The organism is Pseudomonas sp. SED1 (assembly GCF_034044025.1).
In the GTDB taxonomy this organism is placed as follows: Bacteria; Pseudomonadota; Gammaproteobacteria; order Pseudomonadales; family Pseudomonadaceae; genus Aquipseudomonas.
Window position 1 is genome coordinate 19,657 of sequence record NZ_JAXCIS010000051.1, and the last position, 23,608, is coordinate 43,264.

21 protein-coding genes are annotated in these 23,608 nt (G+C 61.3%); 10 read left to right on the forward strand and 11 right to left on the reverse strand.

Annotated elements, in window-relative coordinates; all coding sequences use genetic code 11:
• Positions 1-74 precede the first annotated feature (74 nt).
• Complete coding sequence (gene ffh / locus SNL23_RS07035; protein ID WP_318301902.1) at positions 75-1,451, reverse strand: signal recognition particle protein; 1,377 nt, start codon at positions 1,449-1,451, stop codon at positions 75-77.
• Positions 1,452-1,670: 219 nt separating this feature from the next.
• Between ffh and SNL23_RS07040 the strand changes: the two genes are divergently transcribed.
• From SNL23_RS07040 to SNL23_RS07055, 3 genes are all read left to right on the forward strand, one after another.
• Positions 1,671-2,483, forward strand: a complete 813-nt coding sequence (locus tag SNL23_RS07040) for a cytochrome C assembly family protein (protein ID WP_076017511.1) — start codon at positions 1,671-1,673, stop codon at positions 2,481-2,483.
• 12 nt (positions 2,484-2,495) lie between these two features.
• Positions 2,496-3,713, forward strand: a complete 1,218-nt coding sequence (locus tag SNL23_RS07045; protein WP_318301903.1) for a transporter associated domain-containing protein — start codon at positions 2,496-2,498, stop codon at positions 3,711-3,713.
• Between the two features lie 231 nt (positions 3,714-3,944).
• Positions 3,945-5,255, forward strand: a complete 1,311-nt coding sequence (locus tag SNL23_RS07055) for an MFS transporter (RefSeq protein WP_318301905.1) — start codon at positions 3,945-3,947, stop codon at positions 5,253-5,255.
• A gap of 94 nt (positions 5,256-5,349) precedes the next feature.
• Here the strand turns inward: SNL23_RS07055 and purT are convergent, their stop codons facing one another.
• The 5 genes from purT to SNL23_RS07080 form a co-directional block, all read right to left on the reverse strand.
• Entirely contained in the window at positions 5,350-6,531 is a 1,182-nt protein-coding gene (gene purT, locus SNL23_RS07060) for a formate-dependent phosphoribosylglycinamide formyltransferase (RefSeq protein WP_076017513.1), read from the reverse strand.
• A gap of 69 nt (positions 6,532-6,600) precedes the next feature.
• Positions 6,601-7,068: a hypothetical protein gene (locus SNL23_RS07065; RefSeq protein ID WP_003209599.1), complete on the reverse strand. Its 468-nt coding sequence runs from the start codon at positions 7,066-7,068 to the stop codon at positions 6,601-6,603.
• Between the two features lie 164 nt (positions 7,069-7,232).
• The gene (locus SNL23_RS07070; RefSeq protein ID WP_167664509.1) at positions 7,233-7,448 is read right to left on the reverse strand and encodes a DUF1289 domain-containing protein; all 216 of its coding nucleotides are present in this window, start codon (positions 7,446-7,448) and stop codon (positions 7,233-7,235) included.
• Positions 7,445-7,969, reverse strand: coding sequence for a gamma carbonic anhydrase family protein (locus SNL23_RS07075; RefSeq protein WP_003209603.1), 525 nt, complete (start codon positions 7,967-7,969; stop codon positions 7,445-7,447). The genes SNL23_RS07070 and SNL23_RS07075 overlap by 4 nt, the downstream gene beginning before the upstream one ends.
• Positions 7,970-8,008: 39 nt before the next feature.
• Positions 8,009-8,611: a CoA pyrophosphatase gene (locus SNL23_RS07080; RefSeq protein ID WP_318301906.1), complete on the reverse strand. Its 603-nt coding sequence runs from the start codon at positions 8,609-8,611 to the stop codon at positions 8,009-8,011.
• A gap of 146 nt (positions 8,612-8,757) precedes the next feature.
• On the opposite strand from SNL23_RS07080, the gene SNL23_RS07085 reads away from it, so the two are divergent.
• From SNL23_RS07085 to nagE, 7 genes are all read left to right on the forward strand, one after another.
• Entirely contained in the window at positions 8,758-9,306 is a 549-nt protein-coding gene (locus SNL23_RS07085; RefSeq protein ID WP_076017516.1) for an NUDIX hydrolase, read from the forward strand.
• A gap of 42 nt (positions 9,307-9,348) precedes the next feature.
• Complete coding sequence (locus SNL23_RS07090; RefSeq protein WP_010176835.1) at positions 9,349-9,852, forward strand: L,D-transpeptidase family protein; 504 nt, start codon at positions 9,349-9,351, stop codon at positions 9,850-9,852.
• Between the two features lie 263 nt (positions 9,853-10,115).
• Entirely contained in the window at positions 10,116-10,874 is a 759-nt protein-coding gene (locus SNL23_RS07095; RefSeq protein WP_076017517.1) for a GntR family transcriptional regulator, read from the forward strand.
• Positions 10,875-10,884: 10 nt separating this feature from the next.
• Entirely contained in the window at positions 10,885-11,991 is a 1,107-nt protein-coding gene (gene nagA, locus SNL23_RS07100) for an N-acetylglucosamine-6-phosphate deacetylase (protein ID WP_318301907.1), read from the forward strand.
• Entirely contained in the window at positions 11,972-12,994 is a 1,023-nt protein-coding gene (locus tag SNL23_RS07105) for an SIS domain-containing protein (RefSeq protein ID WP_318301908.1), read from the forward strand. Before nagA ends, SNL23_RS07105 begins: the two co-directional genes overlap by 20 nt.
• Positions 12,995-13,030: 36 nt before the next feature.
• Positions 13,031-15,538: a phosphoenolpyruvate--protein phosphotransferase gene (gene ptsP, locus SNL23_RS07110; RefSeq protein ID WP_318301909.1), complete on the forward strand. Its 2,508-nt coding sequence runs from the start codon at positions 13,031-13,033 to the stop codon at positions 15,536-15,538.
• Positions 15,539-15,612: 74 nt separating this feature from the next.
• Positions 15,613-17,271, forward strand: coding sequence for an N-acetylglucosamine-specific PTS transporter subunit IIBC (gene nagE / locus SNL23_RS07115; RefSeq protein WP_412104174.1), 1,659 nt, complete (start codon positions 15,613-15,615; stop codon positions 17,269-17,271).
• A gap of 127 nt (positions 17,272-17,398) precedes the next feature.
• Here the strand turns inward: nagE and SNL23_RS07120 are convergent, their stop codons facing one another.
• From SNL23_RS07120 to purL, 5 genes are all read right to left on the reverse strand, one after another.
• Complete coding sequence (locus tag SNL23_RS07120; protein ID WP_076017522.1) at positions 17,399-17,602, reverse strand: DUF6124 family protein; 204 nt, start codon at positions 17,600-17,602, stop codon at positions 17,399-17,401.
• Between the two features lie 292 nt (positions 17,603-17,894).
• Positions 17,895-18,347: a hypothetical protein gene (locus SNL23_RS07125; protein ID WP_318301911.1), complete on the reverse strand. Its 453-nt coding sequence runs from the start codon at positions 18,345-18,347 to the stop codon at positions 17,895-17,897.
• The gene (locus SNL23_RS07130; RefSeq protein ID WP_167664515.1) at positions 18,331-18,969 is read right to left on the reverse strand and encodes a DUF6036 family nucleotidyltransferase; all 639 of its coding nucleotides are present in this window, start codon (positions 18,967-18,969) and stop codon (positions 18,331-18,333) included. The genes SNL23_RS07125 and SNL23_RS07130 overlap by 17 nt, the downstream gene beginning before the upstream one ends.
• Before the next feature lie 229 nt (positions 18,970-19,198).
• The gene (locus SNL23_RS07135; RefSeq protein WP_318301912.1) at positions 19,199-19,510 is read right to left on the reverse strand and encodes an NGG1p interacting factor NIF3; all 312 of its coding nucleotides are present in this window, start codon (positions 19,508-19,510) and stop codon (positions 19,199-19,201) included.
• 4 nt (positions 19,511-19,514) lie between these two features.
• The gene (purL, locus tag SNL23_RS07140; RefSeq protein ID WP_318301913.1) at positions 19,515-23,411 is read right to left on the reverse strand and encodes a phosphoribosylformylglycinamidine synthase; all 3,897 of its coding nucleotides are present in this window, start codon (positions 23,409-23,411) and stop codon (positions 19,515-19,517) included.
• Positions 23,412-23,608 lie beyond the last annotated feature (197 nt).

Consider the following 23,608-nt stretch of genomic DNA (forward strand, 5'->3'; position numbering starts at 1 on the left):
CCGCCAACGGCGGGTTTGCTGGAGATCCCACATCCCTGTGGGTCGGAGCAAAAGCAGGCTTTTGCTCGAATTCTTTACATCTTTGGCATGCCGCCGCCGGGCAACATACCGCCCATGCCGCGCATCATCTTGGCCATTCCGCCTTTTGCGGAGAATTTCTTCATCATCTTCTGCATCTGCTTGTGTTGCTTGATCAAGCGACCGATGTCCTGCACCTGAGTGCCGGAACCCATGGCGATCCGACGTTTGCGCGAACCGCTGATCAGCTCAGGGTCGCGGCGCTCGGCCGGGGTCATGGAATTGATGATGGCTTCCATCTGCTTGAATTGCTTCTCTGCCGCGCCCTGGGCATTGCCCATTTGCGCCAGGTTCACGCCGCCGATGTTCGGCAGCTTGTCCATCAGGCCGCCAAGGCCGCCCATGTTCTTCATCTGTTGCAGCTGGTCGCGGAAGTCTTCGAGGTCGAAGCCCTTGCCCTTCTTCAGCTTTTTAGCCAGCTTGTCGGCTTTGTCCTTGTCGAGGGTCGCTTCCGCTTGCTCGATCAGGCTGAGCACATCGCCCATGCCGAGGATACGCGAGGCGATCCGTTCAGGGTGGAACGGCTCGAGCGCTTCGCTCTTCTCGCCCATACCGATGAACTTGATCGGCTTGCCGGTAATCGCACGCACCGACAAGGCGGCACCGCCACGGGCGTCGCCGTCGACCTTGGTCAGGATCACACCGGTCAGCGGCAGCGCGTCACCAAAGGCCTTGGCGGTGTTGGCCGCATCCTGGCCGGTCATGGCGTCGACCACGAACAGGGTCTCTACCGGGTTGATCGCGGCATGCAGCGCCTTGATCTCGCCCATCATCTCTTCATCGATGTGCAGGCGACCGGCGGTATCGACGATGACCACGTCGATGAATTTCAGCTTGGCTTCTTTAATAGCAGCCTGGGCAATATCGACCGGCTTCTGGCTCAGGTCGGACGGGAAGAAGATCACACCGACTTCGCCCGCGAGCATTTCCAGTTGTTTGATCGCGGCCGGACGGTAAACGTCCGCAGACACCACCATCACCGACTTCTTCTTGCGCTCTTTAAGGAAGCGCGCCAGTTTGCCGGCCGTGGTGGTTTTACCCGCACCTTGCAGGCCAGCCATCAGCACAACGGCTGGCGGCACGGCGCTGAGGTTCAAATCTTCGTTGGCCGCGCCCATCAGGCTTTCGAGTTCGGCCTGGACGATCTTCACAAACGCCTGGCCCGGGGTCAGGCTGCGGGACACTTCGGTGCCGACCGCGCGCTCTTTGACCGAGTTGACGAAGTCCTTCACCACCGGCAAGGCGACGTCGGCTTCCAGCAACGCCATGCGCACTTCACGCAGGGTGTCTTTAATATTGTCCTCGGTCAGCTTGGCCTTGCCGGTGACATGGCGCAGCGTCTGCGAGAGACGGTCAGTCAGATTTTCAAACATGCGCGATCCTTTCAGGCCCTATGTTAGACCGAGGTAATGGCGGCCCAGGCTGTGGTAAATCGCTATTAAAAACAGCGCTCGGCGAGCCTGCGGCGTGGGCAGGTCGCGGATTATAGCGAAGACTGTCGCCATGCACACCCGCTGTCTGGCCTGAGAGTCTTTCGTGTTACGCAGGTGTATGCCAAACTCAGCGCCTTTCGGGCCTGCTTAACAGGATTTATGCTCCCTTTGTCACCCAGTTTGCTACCCAGCCTCGCCGCCGCCATCTTGTATGCCGCTGCGACCCTCTATCAGGGCACTCGTCTGGCCCAAGGCGCCAAGGCCGACAAACGCCTGTTGGTAGGCCTTGGCGTGATCGCCCTGCTGGCCCACGCAGCGAGCCTGTTCACGCATTTGATGACGCCGGTCGGCCTGGGCCTGGATTTTTTCAGCGCCGCCAGTCTGATTGCCGCCGCGGTGATCGCGCTGACCCTGATGGCCTGCTACCGGATCCCGGTGGAGAACCTGCTGGTGCTGCTGTTCCCGCTCGGGATGCTGACGGTGCTGCTGGCGCAATTCACTCCGACCGGCACCGTGCAGGTCATTGATGAAGAGCCGGGCATCCTCGCCCACATCCTGCTGTCGATCCTCGCCTACGGCATGTTCACCATCGCGGTGTTCCAGGCCTTGTTGCTGCTGTTGCAAGACCACCAGCTCAAGCACAAGCACCCGTCCGGGCTGATCAAGAACTTCCCGCCGCTGCAAACCATGGAAAGCCTGCTGTTCGGCTTCCTCTGGGCCGGCTGGACGCTGCTGTCGCTGTCGCTGATCTCCGGCTGGCTGTTCGTCGAGAACCTGTTCGCCCAGCACCTGGTGCACAAGACCCTGCTGGCGTGCCTGGCCTGGGTGGTGTTCAGCGTGCTGCTGTGGGGCCGCAACCGCCTCGGCTGGCGCGGGCACAAGGCGATCCGCTGGACCCTGGCCGGTTTCTGCCTGCTGATGCTGGCCTATTTCGGCAGCAAGCTGGTTCGCGAATACATCCTGCATATCTGACGGGCAGCCGACATGGACAACTTGCCCTTAGGGCCGATGCTTGCCGTAATAGCCTTGCTGGTTTTATGGTCGGCGCTGTTTACCGCCATCGAAGCCGCCCGGCAACATTTGCTGGCGCTGCGCCCTGGCACCCGCCAGGGTGACAAAGCCGCCGCCCGCCTGAATTTTCCGCGCAACAGCCTGATCCTCTGCAACACCCTGTGCCGCGCCGTGGTGGTGATTCTCTGCACGCTGCTGGCGATCTACGCCTGGGCAGAAAACGGCCCGTGGCTCGGCTGGGTGATCTCCAGTGCGGTCCTGCTGGTGTTGGCCGACTATCTGCCGCGCGCCCTGGCCACTCGCCACCCACAAACCATACTTGGCTTCGGTAATACGTTGCTGGGCGTGCCGCTGAAAATCCTTTCCCCACTAGCTTGGCTGCTCAATGGAATCAGCCTGTTGCTGCTGCGCCCGTTCGCCCGCAAACCGGGCGTGGTCAAGAAAAGCGACGAGCCGCAGCCGGATCAGGACGACGAGCCGGAAGCCGAAATCCCCAACACCCGCGCACCGGGCATGCCAGGCATCCATGCGCTGGACAACATCACCGTGAACGACATCCTGGTGCCCCGCAGCGAAGTGGACGGCATCAACCTGGATGACTCGGTAGAGGAAATCATCGAGCAACTGCGGATTTCCACGCGTACCCGGCTGCCGGTGTTCCACAGCGACATCAACCAGGTCGAAGCGGTGCTCAACACCCGGCAGATCCGCCACCTGCTGCCGGACGCCAGCCTGACCAAGGAAGCGCTGCTGGCCGCCTGTCACGAGCCCTACTTCGTCCCGGAAAGCACCCCACTGCAACTGCAACTGCTGAACTTCCACAAGCAGCAGCGCCGCCTGGGCATGGTGGTGGATGAATACGGCGAAGTGCTGGGCATCGTGACCCTGGAAGACATTCTTGAAGAAATCGTCGGTGAGTTCGAAAGCGAGCAGCACCTCGACAACCCGCACATCCAGCCACAACTGGATGGCCGCTACGTGATCGACGGCGCCGCCTCGATTCGCGACCTGAACAAAACCCTCGGCTGGCACCTGCCCAGCGATGGTCCCAAGACCCTCAACGGCCTGGTCACCGAAGCGCTGGAGACCATTCCGGATTGCGCCGTGTGCCTGAAAATCGGCCGCTATCGCCTGGAAATCCTCGAGACCGAAGACAACCGCGTGGCCAAGGTACTGATCTGGCACATGTAGGAGCGAGCTTGCTCGCGAAAAACCCGAGAGCGCCGTTGGCTGTCAGGTTCCCCGTGTTATCGTTAACGAGCATCGCGAGCAAGCTCGCTCCTACAGGGGCCGGCGCCGCGATGTCGTGTCTGACCGGTGCTTGCTCCCATCCCGAGCCGCCCCGCGCACAACCCTGATCCATGGGTGTTCGACCAATAATAATCCGCGTCCAAACGCGCAATGACCGTCAGGGATACCTCAATGACCACCACCTATAACGAGACGGCGACCGCCGCCCCGACCAACTCGACGGCCCGGGTCGCCACCGCGAGCATCGTCGGCACCGCCATCGAGTTCTACGACTTCTATATCTACGCAACTGCCGCCGCACTGGTGATCGGGCCAGTGTTCTTCCCGCAAACCTCCGGCACGGCGCAGATGCTCGCCTCGTTCCTGACCTTCGGTATCGCGTTTATTGCCCGTCCGTTGGGGTCGGCACTGTTCGGCCATTTTGGTGACCGGATTGGCCGTAAATCGACGTTGGTGGCGTCCCTGCTGCTGATGGGCGTGTGCACCACGCTGATTGGCTTGCTGCCCGGTTATGACAGCATCGGCGCCTGGGCACCGATCCTGCTCTGCGTGCTGCGCTTCGGCCAGGGCCTCGGGCTTGGCGGCGAATGGGGCGGCGCGGCGTTGCTGGCGACCGAGAACGCACCGAAGGGCAAACGCGCCTGGTTCGGCATGTTCCCGCAACTGGGCCCGTCGATTGGCTTTTTGGCGGCCAACGGGCTGTTCCTGATCTTGGCCATGAACCTGAGCGACGAGCAGTTCCGCAGCTGGGGCTGGCGCATTCCGTTCATCCTCAGCGCAGCGCTGGTGATGGTCGGTCTTTATGCGCGGCTCAAACTGCACGAAACGCCGGTGTTCGCGAACGCCGTAGCCAAGGAAGCTCCGGTGAAAGTGCCGCTGGTGGAACTGTTCAGCCAGCATTGGCTGCCGGTGCTGCTGGGCGCGGCGTCGATGGTGGTGTGTTATGCGCTGTTCTATATCACCACTGCGTTTTCCCTGAGCTACGGCGTGTCCACGCTGGGCTATAGCCGTGAAACCTTCCTCGGGCTGCTGTGCTTCGCCGTGCTGTTCATGGGCGCGGCGACGCCGTTGGCGGCGTGGGCAAGCGACCGTTACGGGCGTAAGCCGGTGCTGATTGTGGGTGCGATCCTGACCATCCTCTCCGGCTTCACCATGGAACCGTTGCTGACCCACGGTTCAACCTGGGCAGTGGCATTGTTCCTGGCGCTGGAGCTGTTCCTGATGGGCGTGACCTTTGCCCCGATGGGCGCAATGTTGCCGGAACTGTTCCCGACCCGCGTGCGTTATACCGGTGCTTCGGCGGCGTATAACCTGGGTGGAATCGTGGGCGCGTCGGCGGCACCGTTCTTCGCGACCAAGCTGGTGGCGATGGGCGGTTTGAGTTATGTCGGCGGGTATGTGTCGGCGGCAGCGGTGATCAGCTTGATTGCTGTGCTGTGCCTGAAAGAGACGCGCAATAACGATCTGAATAAGGTCGCCTGATAAACCGCCTTCGGGAGCAAGCCCCCTCCCACATTTTGATTTGCGAATACATTCAAATGTGGGAGCGGGCTTGCTCGCGAAGGGCGCGACTCGGTTACAGCTCTACAACAACTGCCTTCGAAGCACGGGTAGCTTTAGCCCGGGCAGCCTCAATCGACTCATCCCGCGCCAGCGCCACGCCCATGCGGCGCTGACCGTTCACTTCCGGCTTGCCGAACAAACGCAACGCCGTATCCGGCTCGCTCAACGCAGCACCCAGGTTGGCAAACGCCGTCTGGGTCGACTTGCCTTCCACAAGAATCACCGCCGAAGCCGAAGGCCCGAACTGACGGATCAACGGGATCGGCAGGCCGAGAATTGCCCGCGCATGCAGGGCAAACTGCGACAAGTCCTGGGAAATCAGCGTCACCAAACCAGTGTCATGGGGACGCGGCGATACTTCGCTGAACCACACCTGATCGCCCTTGATGAACAGCTCGACACCAAACAGACCACGACCGCCCAGGGCCTCGGTCACTGCCTTGGCAACACGCTCGGATTCCGCCAGCGCAATCGGGCTCATGGCCTGTGGCTGCCAGGATTCCTGGTAGTCGCCCTTCTCCTGACGGTGACCGACAGGCGCGCAGAAGGTGGTGCCGCCGATGTGGCGCACGGTCAGCAGGGTGATTTCGTAGTCGAAGTCGATAAAGCCTTCGATGATCACGCGGCCTTTGCCGGCACGCCCGCCTTCCTGAGCGTAATCCCAGGCTTTCTGCACGTCATCGGCACTGCGCAACAGGCTCTGGCCCTTGCCCGACGAACTCATCACCGGCTTCACCACACACGGGAAGCCCAGGTCGGTGACGGCCTTGCTGTAGTCCTCGAAGGTGTCGGCAAAGTGGTACGGCGAGGTCGGCAGGTCGAGCTCTTCAGCGGCCAGGCGACGGATGCCCTCGCGGTTCATGGTCAGCAACGTGGCGCGGGCGGTCGGGATCACGGTGAAGCCTTCGGCTTCCAGCTCAACCAGGGTCGCGGTGGCGATCGCTTCGATTTCCGGCACGATGAAGTGCGGCTTTTCGGCTTCGATCACGGCACGCAGGGCGGCGCCGTCGAGCATGTTGATCACATGGCTGCGGTGGGCAACCTGCATGGCCGGTGCGTTGGCGTAGCGATCCACGGCAATCACTTCAACGCCCAGGCGTTGCAGTTCGATTACCACTTCCTTGCCCAGCTCACCGCAGCCACACAGCATTACGCGGGTCGCGGTTGGCGACAATGGAGTTCCGATTCGGGTCATCTCAGGTCCTCAGGGGAGCGGATCATGTGGAGAAAGGCCGGCATTTTACATGAACTGTAAGGATTGGCTTCAGTTGGCGACGCGCTGGCGGCGCAAACGCCAGGCCATGGCCAGCCACACCACGGTAACGCCGGCGAACTTCGAGACCAGGGCAGTGCCCGCTACGGCAGGCGTGAGCGCGCCGATCAGGCCGAAAAAGATGAAGGTGTCGAGGGGAATACTCAGCGCCGAACTTATCCACAGGCGGTCGTGGAGTGGACGTTTGGTGATGCTGAACACCAGCCAGTCGATGCACTCGGACACCGCGAACGCCGTGGCGCTGGCCAGGGCGATGGACGGATCAGAGGTGATATAGGACAGCACCAGCGCCGCCAGCATGGCGATGATCGCGCCGTGACCGAAGCGGGTTTGCACCATGTCCCGCAGGACAAACACCAAACCGCCCCAGGCAGACCAGATGACATCCAGGTGCGGGGCGGTGGAAAAGGCGAAATTAATCAGCACGACGCTGCTGATGTAGGCAATCAGGAAGAACATGGGGCGAGGGACCTGTGAACAATGGGCACAGGGTACTTCACATTTGGAAATATGTCGTCTGGGCGGGCCCTTTCGCGAGCAAGCCCGCTCCCACATTTTGAACGCATTCCTCCAAGATAAACGCAATCAAATATGGGAGCGGGCTTGCTCGCGAAAGCGGTCTATCAGGCGCCGGACTTCCCCGGAATCATCCACACCAGCCCGCTCGCCTTCGCCCGCTCATGGCACAACCCCAGCACCACCCGGCGCTCGGCGTTGTCCATGCGACTCCAGCGGGTAATCTCTTCCACCGTGCGCTGGCATCCCGTGCAGATATCATCGTCATCCAGCGCGCAAATGCTCACGCAAGGCGACGCTACCGGCCGTTCAGATACGGTCATTCTTCCTGCTCAACCAGATCACGGGCATAACGCTGGGAGTTATGCACATAGTGCGCAGCGCTGGCTTCAAGCATCTTCTTCTGCACGTCGGTCAGCTCCCGTACCACTTTGCCCGGCGAGCCCATTACCAGCGAACCATCGGGAATTTCCTTGCCCTCACCGATCAGCGAATTGGCGCCGATGATGCAGTGCTTGCCGATCTTCGCGCCGTTAAGAATCACCGCGTTGATGCCGATCAGGCTGTAATCGTCCACCGTGCAGCCATGCAACATGGCGTTATGGCCGATGGTCACGCCGGTGCCGAGGGTCAGCGGGTAACCCATGTCGGTGTGCATCACGCTGCCGTCCTGCACGTTGCTGTTCTTGCCGATCAGGATCAGCTCGTTGTCGCCGCGCAACACCGCGTTGAACCAGACGTTGGCGCCCTCCTCCAGCTTGACCTTGCCCACCAGCGTGGCATTGGGGGCCACCCAGCTGTTGGGATGGGTTTCGACTCGGGCGTCGCCCAGGCGGTATTTCATAGGTGGATCCTCACGGCAGGAACGATGGCCATCTGGCTCTTAGGTATTGATGAAGCTTTTCGGCGGCCGATGCAGGCTGATGTCGGCATCGTCATAGAGCAGATTGATCAGCTCGACAATCATGATCGCCGTCAGGCCCCAGATCTTGTATTCGCCAAACCGATAACTGGGCACATACCAACTGCGGCCCTGGTAATCGATACGGTGGGTGTGTTCGCGGGGATCCTGGCGAAAAAACTCCAGGGGCACGCTGAACACAGCGGCGATCTCGGCGTCATTGGCCACGTATTCAACGTAATCAGGGATAACGCCTACATAAGGCGTGACACGAATCCCGTGCAGGGAAATCAGCGGGCTCAGCGGACCAATCACTTCAACCAACCCCGGCGGCAGGCCGATTTCTTCTTCGGCCTCGCGCAGCGCGGTGAATATCAGGTTGAGATCTTCAGGGTCGCGGCGCCCGCCAGGGAACGCCACTTCACCGCCATGGGTGGATAGCCCGCTGGCGCGCAAGGTCAGGATCAGCTCGGGTTCGTCACTGCGGGTGATCGGCACCAGTACCGCCGCTTCCGGGAACCGACCGTCGGTCTCCAGCGTGCGTGGCGTATGATTGCTTACCCGGCGAAGTAGCTCGTCCAGCATGAGTCATCTCGGTCTGTTGGCTACCTTGCATCATGCACCAAACCTTGCGCACGCCCAACCCCAAAACCCTGGCCATGTCGCTAAACGACAACTTGCAGGCCATACCCGGTCACGCCAAGATAGGCGCACTCTCCAGGAACCCCAGCATGAACTTCTGCAGCCAGTGCGGTAAACCAGTCACCCAGCGCATTCCCGAAGGCGACGCACGCCTGCGTTATGTCTGCGATCACTGTCAGACCATTCACTACCAGAATCCCAATATCGTCGCCGGCACGGTGCCGGTGTGGGGCGAGCAGGTGCTGCTGTGCCGCCGCGCCATCGAGCCGCGCCTGGGTTTCTGGACCTTGCCTGCAGGCTTTATGGAGAACGGCGAGACCGTCGAACAGGCTGCCATGCGCGAAACCATGGAAGAAGCCTGCGCCCGGGTGCGCAACCTGAGCATCTATACCTTGATCGATGTGCCGCACATCAGCCAGGTGCACATTTTCTACCGCGCCGAACTGATCGACCTGGATTTTGCCGCAGGCCCCGAAAGCCTTGAAGTGCGCTTATTCGATGAAGCCGACATCCCTTGGTCCGAGCTGGCTTTCCGCACGGTCGGGCGTACCTTAGAATGCTTTTTTGCTGACCGCCGGCAACAGTCGTATCCGGTACGCAGCGAGTCCGTGCCGCCGCTGACCCAGTTGGCCAAATAACAATCCAGGCGGCACGTAGTCTTTTCAGGGGATACCGTTTTAATGCGTTGGTTGCTTGCTCTGATCTGCCTGTCGTTTGCCACGCTGTCGCCAGCCTCCACCCAATTGATCCTGGGGGGCAAACCCGTCGAGAAAATCCTGGTGCTCAAGTCCGCCCATCAGTTGCAACTGATCAACGACGGCAAGCCCCTCAAGACCTATCGCATCTCCCTGGGTAAAAACCCCAAGGGCACCAAGCTGATGGAAGGCGACCGCCGAACCCCGGAAGGCTTCTACTGGATCGACTGGCGCAAGACCAGCGACCGCTTCAACCTGGCCATGCACATCTCCTACCCCAATATCAGCGACTCCGCCCGCGCCCGCCGCGAAGGGGTCAAGCCCGGCAGCATGATCATGATCCACGGCACCCCTGACGCCGAGGACTACCCCGAAGAGCTGTTCCACACCCTGGACTGGACCGACGGCTGCATCGGCATGCGCAATGTCGACATGCGCGAAGTCTGGAACCTGGTGAAAGACGGCACGATGATCGAGATTCGTCCGTAATTTCCCGCCGCTCGTAAAATAATTCAAAAAAAATTCCTGCCCCGCGCAGCGCTTACCGGTGAATACCAGTTCACCCCGGCAAGCTGCGCGCTTCTGCCCGACAGAAAGACCTCTCTAATACCACTTGGATTGGCGCACTATTAAGGCGCCCGTAAACGCTCGCCTGCACCGTTTTCGCTGCATTGACATGGTATTTAAGTGGTATTAGCTTGCGATCACTACCGGGCGACAACACTCCAATAACCGCATCGGAAACCGACACGATGAACCCCATCCTGGCCCTGCGCCCCGACGATAAACAATCGACGCCGCTGTACCTGCAACTGGCCCGTAACCTCGAAGCCGCGATTCATGCTGGCCAATGGAAATCCGAGCAGGCATTGCCGTCGGAACGCGCCCTCAGCGAGCAACTGAGCATTTCCCGGGTGACCGCCCGTAAAGCGCTGGAAGTACTCTTCGAACAAGGCCTGATCCGTCGCAGCCAAGGCTCCGGAACCTTCATCACCCCCCGCCTGGAACAGCCGCTGTCGCGCCTGTCGGGCTTCAGCGAAATGCTCCGGCTCAAGGGGTTTGTGCCAACGTCCCAGTGGCTGGAGCGCGATATCACCCAGCCGACCCATGAAGAGTTGATCCGCCTGGGCCTGTCGCCGAGCGACAAGGTCGCGCGCCTCAAGCGTTTACGTAAGGCCGACGACACGGTGATGGCGATTGAAATGACCGCCATGCCCGCCTCCGTCCTCCCCCACCCGCAGGCCATCGGCAACTCGCTCTACGAATACCTGGAGAGCATCGGCAAGCCCATCGTGCGCGCCCTGCAACACATCCAGGCAATCAACGCGTCGGACGAGTTTGCAGCCCTGGTGGGCATCGCCCCCGGCACCGCCATGCTGCTGATGACCCGGGTGGGCTACACCGCCGACAACACCCCGATTGAAATCACCGACACCTATTGCCGCAACGACTACTACGACTTCGTTGCAGAACTGCGCCGCCACGACTATTCCGCTGAACTGCGAATTTAGAGAACTGCCCATGTCCGAAGACAACATTCTTACGCCCAACGGCTGGATTCGCGGCCGCCTGGTGCACCAGCACGGCAAGGTCACTGCCGTTGAAGGCAGCCCGTGCGACCCGGCTGACAACGACCTGCCGTATTTGCTGCCAGGTTTTATCGACCTGCACGTGCACGGCGGTGGCGGCAAAGACATCATGGAAGGCACCGAAGCCTTCCACACCATCACTCGCACCCACGTGCGGTTTGGCACCACCTCGCTGCTGGCCACCACCATGACCGCACCGGTGGACGAAATCTCCCGCGTGCTCGGCGAGATAGGCACCTATTGCGAAAGCCGTCCGACCGGAACCGCCCGTGTGCTCGGCGTGCACCTGGAAGGCCCCTACATCAATCCGGGAAAACTCGGCGCACAACCGAACTTCGCCCACACCGCCTTGATGGCCGAAGTCGAAGAATACCTGCGCCTGGCGCCGATCCGGGTGATCACCATTGCCCCGGAAATCGCCGGCCATGACGGCCTGATCCGCGCCCTCAGCGAACGGGGCGTGCGCATGCAGATCGGCCACACCCTGGGCAGCTACGAAGAAGGCGTCGCCGCCCTCGCCGCCGGCGCCACCAGCTTTACCCATTTGTATAACGCCATGAGCCCGCTGCATCACCGCGAGCCCGGCATCGTCGGTGCCGCATTGGCCCACGCCAAATACGCCGAACTGATTCCCGACTTGCTGCACGTGCACCCCGGCGCCATGCGCGTGGCTTTGCGCTCGATCCCGTGCCTGTACTGCGTCACCGATTCCACCGCCGCCGCCGGCATGCCCGACGGTGAATACAAGCTGGGCAGCCACACCGTTACCAAATGCCTGGGCGGTGTACGCCTGGCCGATGGAACGCTGGCCGGCAGCACCCTGACCATGGACCAGGCGCTGCGCAACCTGGTGAAGATCGGCCTGCCCATCAGTGAAGCCTCACAACGCCTGTCGCAATTTCCTGCGGACTACCTGGGCCTCGAAGAACGCGGTCGCCTGCAGCCCGGCAGCTTCGCCGACTGCGTGCGCCTGGACCGCTCCCTGCACCTCACCGACGTAATGGTCGAAGGAGAAACCATTGACTTCAAAAATGCTTGAAGAGGCCCTGGCCTCCTGCGAGGCCGTCGAGGCTCAACTGCAACGCCTGGACCCATTGCTGGAGGAAGTCGCCGGCCGCCTGCGTCGCCAACCGCCGCAAGTCGCGATGACCATCGCCCGTGGCAGTTCGGACCATGCCGCCAGTTACTTCGCCTACCTGACCATGCAACACCTGGGGATTCCGGTGGCGTCGTTGCCGATGTCGGTGGTGACCATGCTGCAATCGCCACTCAAAGTCAGTGGGCAAGTGGCCTTCGGTTTCTCCCAGTCGGGGCAAAGCCCGGACCTGGTCAACAGCCTGCGCCTGCTGCGCAAGCGCGGCGCCTTGAGCATCTCGATGGTCAACGCCGAAGATTCACCGCTGGAAGCCGCCTGCGAATTCCACGTGCCGCTGTGTGCCGGGCCGGAACGCAGTGTTGCCGCCACCAAAAGCTTTATCGCCACCCTGAGTGCCAGCGCCCAACTGATCGGCCACTGGAACCAGGAAGCCGAATTGCTGCAAGCCTGCCAGGCCTTGCCCGACGGTTTGCGTGAAGCCGCCAAGCAAGACTGGAGCGTGGCCATCGAAGCCCTGCGCGGCTGCCAGCAACTGATGGTGATCGGCCGTGGCGCCGGTTTTGCCATTGCCCAGGAAGCCGCGCTCAAGCTCAAGGAAACCTCGGCGATCCAGGCTGAAGCGTTCAGCAGCGCCGAAGTGCGCCATGGCCCGATGGCCCTGATCGATGCCAACTACCCGCTGCTGGTCTTCGCCCCACGCGGCGCCGAACAAGCCGGCCTGCTGAGCCTCGCCGCCGACATGCGCCAGCGTGGTGCCCGCGTGTTGCTGGCCGCTCCCGACGACATCGCCGAACGCAACCTGACCCTGAGCCGTGCCGAACACCCGGCCCTGGACCCGATCCTGGCGATCCAGAGTTTCTACGTGATGGCTGCCGGTTTGGCAGAGGCCCGGGGCATGGACCCGGACCAACCGCGTCACTTGAGCAAAGTGACCCGTACCCACTGAGTTGATTGCAGCGTTTTCCTGATGAGTACCGTGCCCATGTCCCACAATAATAAAGACCTTACCCTCAGCGCTCCCCTCAGTGGGCCGGTGCTGACCCTGGGCAACGTTCCCGACGAAGTGTTCGCCAGTGGCGCCATGGGCGACGGCATTGCCATCGACCCGCTCAATGATTGCCTGCATGCACCGTGCGACGGCGTGATCATCCACGTCGCCCGTACCGGGCACGCGCTGACCATTCGCGCCGATAACGGCGCTGAATTGCTGATGCATGTGGGCATCGACACGGTGGAATTGAACGGCGAAGGTTTTGCGTTGCTGGTAAAGCAAGGTGCGCGGGTCAGCAAGGGCCAGGCGCTGGTGCAGTTTGACCTGGACCTGATTGCGCGTCAGTGCAAAAGCCTGGTCAGCCTGATCATCCTGACCAACAGTGATGTGTTCGAACTGCGGCCGATCACCCTGAAAACGGTCCGGGTCGGCGAGCCGCTGCTACACGTGGTTGCGCGGTTGGCCGGGGCAGCGAAAGTCATTGATGAGTCTGTCGCCGAAGCCAGTGCGACTATTCGCATCACCCATCGTGGCGGCCTGCACGCGCGCCCCGCGGCCTTGATCCGCAAGACTGCACAGGCATTCAGCAGCCAGTCGCAGCTGCATTTCGCCGGCAAGTCGGCTTCGTGCGAAAGCTTGATCGGCTTGATGGGGCTGGGGATTGGTGAGCAGGACGAGGTACAGGTCACTTGTCGCGGCAAGGATTGTGACGCGGCGCTGCAAGCACTGATTGCCGCGTTGTCGGTGGCCGTCAGCGAAGAACATCACGCCCCGGTGGCCGTCGCCCCGCGACGCGCAAATACCGAGGCCGGGGTGCTGCAAGGCGTCTGCGCAGCGCCGGGTTTGGTCTGCGGCCCGCTGTTCCGCCTGAACGGGATCGAGTTGCCGGTGGACCCGGGCAACAACGTTCCGGATGAACAATTGCAGCATCTGGACAGTGCCCTGGAACAGGTGCGCAGCGAAATCCGCCACACCCTGGACCAGGCGCGCCAGCGCAAGGACGTTGAGGAAGAAGAGATCTTCGCCGCCCACCTGGCGCTGCTGGAAGACCCGACGCTACTGGAAGCCGCCACCACCAGCATCGAACACGGCAGCGCTGCCACTCATGCCTGGCGCGATGCAATCCAGGCCCAATGTGCGGTGCTGCTGGCACTGGGTAAACCGCTATTCGCCGAACGCGCCAACGACCTGCGGGACTTGCAACAACGCGTGCTGCGGGCGCTGTTGGGCGAGGCCTGGCACTTCGAGTTGCCGGCCGGCGCGATCGTCTCGGCCCATGAATTGACCCCCTCGGACCTGCTGCAACTGAGCAAGCAAAACGCCGCCGGCATCTGCATGGCCGAAGGCGGCGCGACTTCTCATGTGGCGATTCTGGCACGGGGCAAAGGCCTGCCGTGTGTGGTCGCTTTGGGCGAGCAAGTGCTGGAAGTGCCACAAGGTCAACGGGTGGTGCTGGATGCCGCCAATGGTCGCCTGGAACTGACGCCGGACGATGCGCGCCACGCTCAGGTCCACCAGTTGCGCGACGCGCAGAAACTGCGTCGCCAGCAACAGCAGGCGGAGGCTCAAGGCACCGCGAGCACTCAGGATGGCGTGCGTATTGAAGTGGCCGCGAATGTCGCCTCCAGCGCCGAAGCCCAACTGGCCTTCGAGAATGGCGCCGATGGCGTTGGCCTGCTGCGTACCGAATTCCTCTTCGTCGATCGCCGCACTGCGCCCGACGAGCAAGAGCAGCGCCAGGCCTATCAGGCCGTGCTGGATGCCATGGGTGACAAGTCCGTGATCATCCGCACCATCGACGTCGGCGGCGACAAGCAACTCGACTACCTGCCGCTACCGTTCGAGACCAACCCGGTGCTGGGCCTGCGGGGCATTCGCATGGCGCAAGTGCGCCCGGAAGTGCTGGACCAGCAACTGCGTGCGCTGCTGCAAGTCTCGCCACTGGAACGCTGCCGGATCCTGCTGCCGATGGTCAGCGAAGTCGACGAACTGCTGCACATCCGCCAGCGCCTCGATGAACTGTGCACCGAACTGGAACTGACCCAGCGCCCGGAACTGGGGGTGATGATCGAAGTGCCCGCCGCGGCGCTGATGGCTGAGCAACTGGCCGAGCATGCGGACTTTTTGTCCATCGGCACCAATGACCTGTCCCAGTACACCCTGGCCATGGACCGCGACCACGCCGGCCTCGCCGCCCGGGTCGACGCCATGCACCCGGCGCTGCTGCGGCTGATCGCCCAGACCTGCATCGGCGCTGCCAAGCATGGCCGTTGGGTGGGTGTGTGCGGGGCGCTTGCGTCCGACCCGCTGGCCACGCCGGTGCTGATCGGCCTGGGCATCAGCGAGCTGTCCGTCAGCCCGCCGCAAATCGGAGAAATCAAGGACCGTGTCCGTCACCTGGACGCAGCCCAATGCCGGCAACTGAGCCAAAGCCTGCTTAACCTGAGCAGCGCCAAAGCCGTTCGCCAAGCCTGTCAACACCACTGGCCGCTGAGCTGAAAACAACAAGAATAGGGAGACACGCCGTGTATCAACATTTTATCGAAGGGCTGCAACGCCTGGGCCGTGCACTGATGCTGCCGATCGCGATTCTGCCGATCGCCGGCCTCCTGCTGCGACTGGGCGACACTGACCTGCTGAACATCGCGGTGATGCACGACGCCGGGCAGGCGATCTTCGCCAACCTGGCGCTGATCTTCGCCATCGGGATTGCCGTGGGTTTTGCCCGCGACAACAACGGCACGGCGGGCCTGGCGGGTGCCATTGGGTACCTGGTGATGGTCTCCACCCTTAAGGTGATGGACGCCAGCATCAACATGGGCATGCTCGCGGGGATCGCCAGCGGCTTGATGGCCGGTGCGCTGTATAACCGCTTCAAGGACATCAAGCTCCCCGAATACCTGGCGTTCTTTGGTGGGCGACGGTTTGTGCCGATCGTCACCGGGTTCTCCGCGGTAGCGCTGGGGGTGATCTTTGGTTTGATCTGGCCACCAATCCAGCATGGCATCAACAGCTTCGGCGTACTACTGATGGAAAGCGGCAGCTTTGGCGCGTTCGTGTTTGGCGTGTTCAACCGCCTGCTGATCGTCACCGGCTTGCACCATATCCTCAACAACATGGCGTGGTTTGTGTTCGGCAGCTTCACGGATCCTGCGACCGGCGCGCTAGTGACCGGCGACCTGACCCGCTACTTTGCCGGCGACCCGAAAGGCGGCCAGTTCATGACCGGCATGTTCCCGGTCATGTTGTTCGGTCTGCCGGCGGCGTGCCTGGCGATGTACCGCAATGCTCTGCCGGAGCGGCGCAAAATCATGGGCGGGATTTTCCTGTCGATGGCGCTGACCTCGTTCCTGACCGGGGTGACCGAGCCGATTGAGTTCGCGTTCATGTTCCTCGCGCCATTCCTGTATCTGCTGCATGCGTTGCTGACCGGCTTGTCGATGGCGGTCACCAACATGCTCAACATTCACCTGGGCTTTACCTTCTCCGGCGGGTTTATCGACATGGTGCTGGGTTGGGGTAAATCCACCAACGGCTGGCTGGTGTTCCCGGTTGGGCTGGCGTATGCGGTGATCTATTACAGCGTGTTCAACTACTGCATCCGTCGCTTCAACTTGAAGACGCCGGGGCGTGAGGATATTCAGGTCGTACAGGCTGAGACCATGACCGATAACCAGCGGGCCGGGGCTTACATTCGAGCGCTGGGTGGTGCGGACAATCTGCTGAGTGTGGGTGCTTGCACGACACGCCTGCGGTTGGACATGGTGGATCGCAACAAGGCGGTGGATGCTGAGTTAAAAGCACTGGGTGCCATGGCTGTGGTTCGGCCGGGGAATGGCGGGAGCTTGCAGGTAGTGGTCGGGCCGATGGCGGACAGCATTGCCGATGAGATTCGGTTGGCGATGCCCTCGTATGTTGCGGCGCCGGCGGCGGTGGTAACGCCTGTTGAGAAGAGCACACCGGTGAATGTGCATGAGGCCGAGAAATGGCTGAGCGCGCTGGGCGGTCGGGCCAATGTGCTGCAACTGGATGCGGTGGCGATGACGCGGCTGCGGGTGGAGTTGGGGGACGGTTCGGTGTTGTCGGAAGCCCAACTGACTGCGCTGGGTTGCCAGGGTGTTAGCCAGCTTGAGAGTGGGGTTTGGCACTTGCTGATTGGTGACAAGGCTTCGGGGTTGGGTGAGGCGTTGGAGCGGTTGGTCAGTGGTCGTGAGGTTGGGGTAAAAGCCTGAATCTTTACTGAGCATCAGGGCCTCTTCGCGAGCAAGCCCGCTCCCACATTTTGATCGGTGCCCGTCATGGCAACGCGGTCAAATGTGGGAGCGGGCTTGCTCGCGAATGGCCCTCACAGGCGCCGAATTACTCAGGCTCAGGCACCTCATACAAGTCCAGCATCCGATCCACCATCAACTGAACCCCCTCCAGTATCCGACAAATCCCCAGCGCCACATCACGGTGGGAACCGTCGACTTCAAACGCCAGATGAACTGTCAGCGCCTGCACTGAGGCAAGATCCTGAGAGGCGTTCGCCAGCAGGGTTTCGCTATCCAGATTAGGTACCAGGGTGAATAACTGATCGGCAGGTTAACCCGTCGCCTGGCGGGCTGCGGCTTGAAGTGAGGCTATGGAAGATGAGGTGTTTTCTTTGACCATCGTGAAGCTCCGAGAAGAATAGGCTCCTAGTGATGTTTACGAGCTTGCAGTCCCGGTCACTGAATTGGCAGCGACTGGCGAAGGTTAGAGAGGCAGATTCCGAGGGACAACCTGAAAGAGCTGTCAGAATATTCCGCGCCATTGAGAAACCGCAGACAACAAAAACCCGACATAAGCCGGGTTCGTTTATGGCCATTTTCGCTTAAGCAGAGGCTGCTCGTTGTTCAGCTTCGTAATGCCGAGTCTGGAAAGGCATCAGCGCTTGAGCCTTCAAACCAAGACCTTCACTCAATCCCCAAGAAACCGCCAGCTGATCGCGACGACTACGAAGCGCCACAATAGCTAGTGGCTTCGGCTCCAACTTGGGAGTCGAGCGTGTAAACAGCTCAAGGGCCTTAAAAACTTCAGATACTCGGCCATCAGTGACGCACGAAAAACGCGTGAATCGCTCAAGCAGATAACCTGCTCGGCGAACCTCCACCTCACTGGCATGCTGATTTAGAAAAGCTCTAGCCTCGCTGACGAGGTTGGCGTCCGAATACCAAACCGCTTTCGCCGCACTGACAAGCGCAACATCATCAGCCTGATTCAAAGGGCTTTTGACCAGCGTATCCAAAGCAGATGAGAGGACGTGGCCGTTAGGGGGCTTCGCCATCTATAGTCTCCAGGTAGTCATGCAAAATATTGGTGAGCACGGATCTGGGTGGCTCTTTGTTGCCAACATACATATCTATCGCCTGCAATGCCAGACGACGCAGCTCAGTGGTCAATATGAACCCTGACCTAAGCAGTGCCATGATGTCGCCTACGTCTTGGTCAGTGGCTCTACCCAGCTTGGAGATGACTATGTCGATAGGCGCAGCGATGTGAAGATGCAACGCCGATTCAATCGGAAACTCTTCAAGCGGCAGGCTCCGTTCCCAATACTCCTCATGAAGCGGACCAAAACCAGTGTTGTATTGGAGGTCATAGTTCAGCTCCATCAGCCGGCCGGAGCGTTCGTCGACAAATTGCTCTGGTACCTCTGCAAGTAACGTTTGAAGAAGGAACCTGTCAGGAGCCCTGGCAGAGTAAATTTCCGCATCGACATCTGTAGAAACCCGGTGGTTGGTATAAAGGTGGACAGCACAACCACCGAAAACGATCACTTTGACCGCACCAGGCTCGGCGCCCTCAAGTATCAGCTCGGCTTCGACGGATTTGAACATTGAAATCAAAGCCTTCCCAAGCGCTGTGCCCGTATTGAGTCGTGGAGCAATTACATCCGGTAATGTCATTGTTGGGTCTCAGATACTGATGTGATGAAGCTGGACGGGGCCCGAAATCTGATCCCGGTCACCGAGTGGACGGTGACCAAAGAAGGCTATTGAGGGCGGTTCCGAGCGACAACCTGAAAAGGACGTCAGAAAAATCCAAACCATCCGTAGGCTATCCACAGAACCTCAGGCAACAAAAAACCCGCTGACCAAACTGGCCCAGCGGGTTTCTTGTTTTGCAGCCGACGAATCAAAAATCCGCCAACTGCCACACCTCATACGCCGGTGTCTCATACGGATGGCTAAGCTTCAACGCAGCCACGACAGCCACGATCAATTCATTCGCCACCACCAGCTCAACCTTCCATTCTTCAACCACTTCAACCTGCCCCACCTGCCCGATAAACGGCTGGCTGCCGTCCATCGCGCGGAATTGGCCCTGGCCCAGTACCTGCCAGGCGCAGCTGTCGTAGTGGCCGATGCGCCCGCCGCCGGCTGCGAAGACGGCGGTTTTCACCGTCTCCACATGGCTGTCGGGCACAAAGAAGGCGAGCTTGTACACCGTCTTAGTTCACCCAGACGCGAGCGTTACGGAACATGCGCATCCACGCGCCGTCTTCGTTCCACTCTTCCGGGCGCCACGAGTTCTGCACGGCGCGGAATACACGCTCCGGGTGCGGCATCATGATGGTGACGCGACCGTCGCGGCTGGTCAGCCCGGTGATCCCGCGCGGCGAGCCGTTCGGGTTGGCCGGGTAGCCTTCGGTGACCTTGCCGTGGTTGTCGACGAAACGCAGGGCCACGGTACCGGACAGGTCGGCTTCCAGCAGTGCTTCTTCGCTGGCGAACTCGGCATGGCCTTCACCGTGGGCGATGGCGATCGGCATGCGCGAACCGGCCATGCCCTGCAGGAAGATCGAGTTGGATTCCTGCACCTGAACCATCGCAACCCGGGCTTCGAACTGCTCGGAACGGTTACGCACGAAGTGCGGCCAGAACTCGCTGCCCGGGATCAGTTCGCTGAGGTTGGACATCATCTGGCAACCGTTGCACACACCCAGGGTGAAGCTGTCGTTACGCTCGAAGAAGCCCTGGAACGCGTCGCGGGCACGGCTGTTGAACAGGGCCGATTTGGCCCAGCCTTCACCGGCACCCAGTACGTCGCCGTAGGAGAAACCACCGCAGGCCACGAGGCCTTTGAACTCGTTGAGATCAACGCGACCGGCGAGGATGTCGCTCATGTGCACGTCGATCGCATTGAAGCCGGCACGGTCGAACGCCGCCGCCATTTCCACCTGGCCGTTGACGCCCTGCTCACGCAGTACGGCCACTTGTGGGCGGATGCCTTTCTTGATGTAAGGCGCGGCGATGTCCTGGTTGACGTCGAAGCTGAGCTTGGTGCTCAGGCCCGGGTTGTCTTCTTCCAGGATCACCTCGAATTCCTGCTCGGCGCAGTCAGCGTTGTCACGCAGGCGCTGGATCTGGTAGCTGGTCTCGGCCCACTGGCGTTGCAACAGGCGGCGCTGGCCTTCAAACACGGTTTCGCCGTTGAAGACGATGTTGATTTCACCGTTGTTGATCGGCTGGCCAACCACGGCCACGCAGTCATCCAGGCCTGCGGCACTGAACTGTGCGAGTACGTCTGGCGTTGCGTCCTGGCGAACCTGGATCACGGCGCCCAGTTCTTCGTTGAACAGGATTGCAGCGATGTCGGCGGACGTTTCTGCCAGGCCATCGAGGTTCAGGTTCAGGCCGCAGTGACCGGCGAAGGCCATCTCCACGGCGCTGGTCAGCAAACCACCGTCGGAACGGTCGTGGTAAGCCAGCAGGTGACCGTCGGCGTTCAAGCCCTGGATCACGGCGAAGAAGGCTTTCAGGTCTTCGGCGTCGTCGACGTCCGGGGCCTGTTTGCCGAGCTTGCCGTGCACCTGGGCGAGGATCGAGGCGCCCATGCGGTTCTGGCCACGACCGAGGTCGATCAGGATCAGGTCGGTGGTGCCCTTGTCCATGCGCAGTTGCGGGGTCAGGGTCTGGCGGATGTCGGTGACCGGCGCAAAGCCGGTGACGATCAGCGACAGCGGCGAGGTGACGCTCTTGTCCACGCCTTCATCGTTCCAGCGCGTGGCCATGGACATGGAGTCCTTGCCCACCGGAATGGTAATGCCCAGCTCAGGGCACAGCTCCATGCCGACCGCTTTCACGGTGTCGTACAGACGCGCATCTTCACCCGGGTGACCGGCAGCGGACATCCAGTTGGCCGACAGTTTGATGTCGGAGATCTTGGCGATACGCGACGCTGCGATGTTGGTCAGGGTTTCGCCGATGGCCATGCGGCCCGACGCCGGAGCGTCCAGCAGGGCCAGCGGAGTGCGCTCGCCCATGGCCATCGCTTCACCGGTGTAGACGTCGAAGCTGGTGGCGGTGACGGCAACGTCAGCCACCGGAACCTGCCACGGGCCGACCATTTGATCACGGGCAACCAGACCGGTAATGGTGCGGTCGCCGATGGTGATCAGGAAGCTTTTGCTGGCAACGGCCGGGTGGTGCAGGACGCGCTCCACGCAGTCGGCGATGGCCAGGGTCGACGGATCGAAATCGTCGCCCAGTTCGTTTTCACGCACGGCCGAACGGTGCATGCGTGGGGCTTTGCCCAGCAGCACTTCCAGCGGCATGTCCACCGGGCTGTTGCCGAAGTGGCTGTCGGTGACCGTCAGTTGCGGCTCGGCAGTGGCTTCGCCGACCACGGCAAACGGGCAGCGCTCGCGCTCGCAGATCGCCTGGAAGCGTTCGAAGTCGGCAGGGCCGACGGCCAGGACGTAACGCTCCTGGGATTCGTTGCTCCAGATTTCGTGCGGGGCCATGCCCGGCTCGTCGTTTGGAATGTTGCGCAGTTCGAAACGGCCGCCACGGTCGCCATCGTTGACCAGTTCCGGGAAGGCGTTGGACAAGCCGCCCGCGCCGACATCGTGGATGAAGCTGATCGGGTTCTTGTCACCCAATTGCCAGCAACGGTCGATGACTTCCTGGCAACGGCGTTCCATCTCAGGGTTTTCACGCTGAACGGAAGCGAAGTCCAGATCTGCCGAGCTGGTGCCGGTAGCCATGGAGGAAGCGGCGCCGCCGCCCAGGCCGATCAGCATCGCCGGGCCGCCGAGGACGATCAGCTTGGAGCCGACCAGAATCTCGCCTTTCTGTACGTGCTCGGCGCGGATGTTGCCCATGCCGCCGGCCAACATGATCGGCTTGTGGTAACCGCGCACTTCATCGCCACGCGGAGTGGTGATGGTCTGTTCGAAAGTACGGAAGTAGCCGGTCAGGGCCGGACGACCGAATTCGTTGTTGAACGCGGCGCCGCCCAGCGGGCCTTCGATCATGATGTCCAGTGCGGTGACAATGCGCTCAGGTTTGCCGTACGGCACTTCCCACGGCTGTTCGAAGCCCGGGATCTGCAGGTTGGATACGGTGAAGCCCGTGAGGCCAGCCTTTGGCTTGGCGCCACGACCGGTTGCACCTTCGTCGCGAATCTCGCCGCCGGAACCGGTGGCTGCGCCCGGGAACGGGGCAATCGCGGTCGGGTGGTTGTGGGTCTCGACCTTCATCAGGATGTGCACCGGCTCCTGCACCGCACCGTATTGGCGGGTCTCAGGGTCCGGGAAGAAACGGCCGGCGACGGAGCCGACGATGACCGAGGCGTTGTCTTTATAAGCAGACAGAACGCCTTCGCTGTGCATCACGTAGGTGTTCTTGATCATGCCGAACAGGCTTTTTTCCTGGCTCTGGCCGTCGATGTCCCAACTGGCGTTGAAGATCTTGTGACGGCAGTGCTCGGAGTTCGCCTGGGCGAACATCATCAGTTCGATGTCGTGGGGGTTGCGCTTCAGGCCGATGAAGGCGTTGACCAGGTAGTCAATTTCGTCTTCGGCCAGGGCCAGGCCCAGTTCGGTGTTGGCGGTTTCCAGCGCGGCGCGACCGCCACCGAGCACGTCAATCGCGGTCAGCGGCTTGGGCTCGGCGTGGCTGAACAGACCGGCGGCCTGTTCCAGCTGGGCCACGATGATCTGGGTCATGCGGTCGTGCAGGCTGCTGGCGATCAGCTCGGCCTCGGCGTCGCTGAACTGGCCTGCTACATAGAAGGCGATCCCGCGTTCCAGGCGCTGGATTTTTTCCAGGCCGCAGTTGCGGGCGATGTCGCTGGCCTTGCTCGACCAGGGCGAGATGGTGCCGAACCGTGGCAGGACCAGGAACAAGCGGCCGTTAGGCTCTTGAACAGGAACGCTGGGACCGTACTTCAGAAGGCGCGCCAGCACTTGCTGTTCGTCGGCGGTCAAAACGCCGGTAACGTCGGCGAAGTGAGCAAATTCAGCATACAGGCCACTGACAGAAGGTACCTTCTGGCTCAGTTGCTCAAGGAGTTTGCTGTGGCGAAAGGCAGAAAGGGCAGGAGCGCCGCGCAGGATCAACATCTTCGGGACAGCCTCGGGAAGGGGGTGTGCTTTGAGGCCGTGCATTCTAGCGTAAACCGTCGCCAACGGCACCCGAAACGGCACCTATGGCCGCTGCCGGACGTCAGTTGGCATAAATCGCACGATATCAGATGGCCATCCCAGCTATTCCGGGCAGTTATTTTAACCGTCACAATCGGCTGCCAAGCCCCGTTTCT

What these genes read in the sequence shown, in the direction of transcription:
- ffh (WP_318301902.1), bottom strand. Translation starts at nt 1,451, where the DNA reads ATGTTTGAAAATCTGACTGACCGTCTCTCGCAGACGCTGCGCCATGTC.
- SNL23_RS07040 (WP_076017511.1), top strand. Translation starts at nt 1,671, where the DNA reads ATGCTCCCTTTGTCACCCAGTTTGCTACCCAGCCTCGCCGCCGCCATC.
- SNL23_RS07045 (WP_318301903.1), top strand. Translation starts at nt 2,496, where the DNA reads ATGGACAACTTGCCCTTAGGGCCGATGCTTGCCGTAATAGCCTTGCTG.
- SNL23_RS07055 (WP_318301905.1), top strand. Translation starts at nt 3,945, where the DNA reads ATGACCACCACCTATAACGAGACGGCGACCGCCGCCCCGACCAACTCG.
- purT (WP_076017513.1), bottom strand. Translation starts at nt 6,531, where the DNA reads ATGACCCGAATCGGAACTCCATTGTCGCCAACCGCGACCCGCGTAATG.
- SNL23_RS07065 (WP_003209599.1), bottom strand. Translation starts at nt 7,068, where the DNA reads ATGTTCTTCCTGATTGCCTACATCAGCAGCGTCGTGCTGATTAATTTC.
- SNL23_RS07070 (WP_167664509.1), bottom strand. Translation starts at nt 7,448, where the DNA reads ATGACCGTATCTGAACGGCCGGTAGCGTCGCCTTGCGTGAGCATTTGC.
- SNL23_RS07075 (WP_003209603.1), bottom strand. Translation starts at nt 7,969, where the DNA reads ATGAAATACCGCCTGGGCGACGCCCGAGTCGAAACCCATCCCAACAGC.
- SNL23_RS07080 (WP_318301906.1), bottom strand. Translation starts at nt 8,611, where the DNA reads ATGCTGGACGAGCTACTTCGCCGGGTAAGCAATCATACGCCACGCACG.
- SNL23_RS07085 (WP_076017516.1), top strand. Translation starts at nt 8,758, where the DNA reads ATGAACTTCTGCAGCCAGTGCGGTAAACCAGTCACCCAGCGCATTCCC.
- SNL23_RS07090 (WP_010176835.1), top strand. Translation starts at nt 9,349, where the DNA reads ATGCGTTGGTTGCTTGCTCTGATCTGCCTGTCGTTTGCCACGCTGTCG.
- SNL23_RS07095 (WP_076017517.1), top strand. Translation starts at nt 10,116, where the DNA reads ATGAACCCCATCCTGGCCCTGCGCCCCGACGATAAACAATCGACGCCG.
- nagA (WP_318301907.1), top strand. Translation starts at nt 10,885, where the DNA reads ATGTCCGAAGACAACATTCTTACGCCCAACGGCTGGATTCGCGGCCGC.
- ptsP (WP_318301909.1), top strand. Translation starts at nt 13,031, where the DNA reads ATGTCCCACAATAATAAAGACCTTACCCTCAGCGCTCCCCTCAGTGGG.
- nagE (WP_412104174.1), top strand. Translation starts at nt 15,613, where the DNA reads ATGCTGCCGATCGCGATTCTGCCGATCGCCGGCCTCCTGCTGCGACTG.
- SNL23_RS07125 (WP_318301911.1), bottom strand. Translation starts at nt 18,347, where the DNA reads ATGGCGAAGCCCCCTAACGGCCACGTCCTCTCATCTGCTTTGGATACG.
- SNL23_RS07130 (WP_167664515.1), bottom strand. Translation starts at nt 18,969, where the DNA reads ATGACATTACCGGATGTAATTGCTCCACGACTCAATACGGGCACAGCG.
- purL (WP_318301913.1), bottom strand. Translation starts at nt 23,411, where the DNA reads ATGTTGATCCTGCGCGGCGCTCCTGCCCTTTCTGCCTTTCGCCACAGC.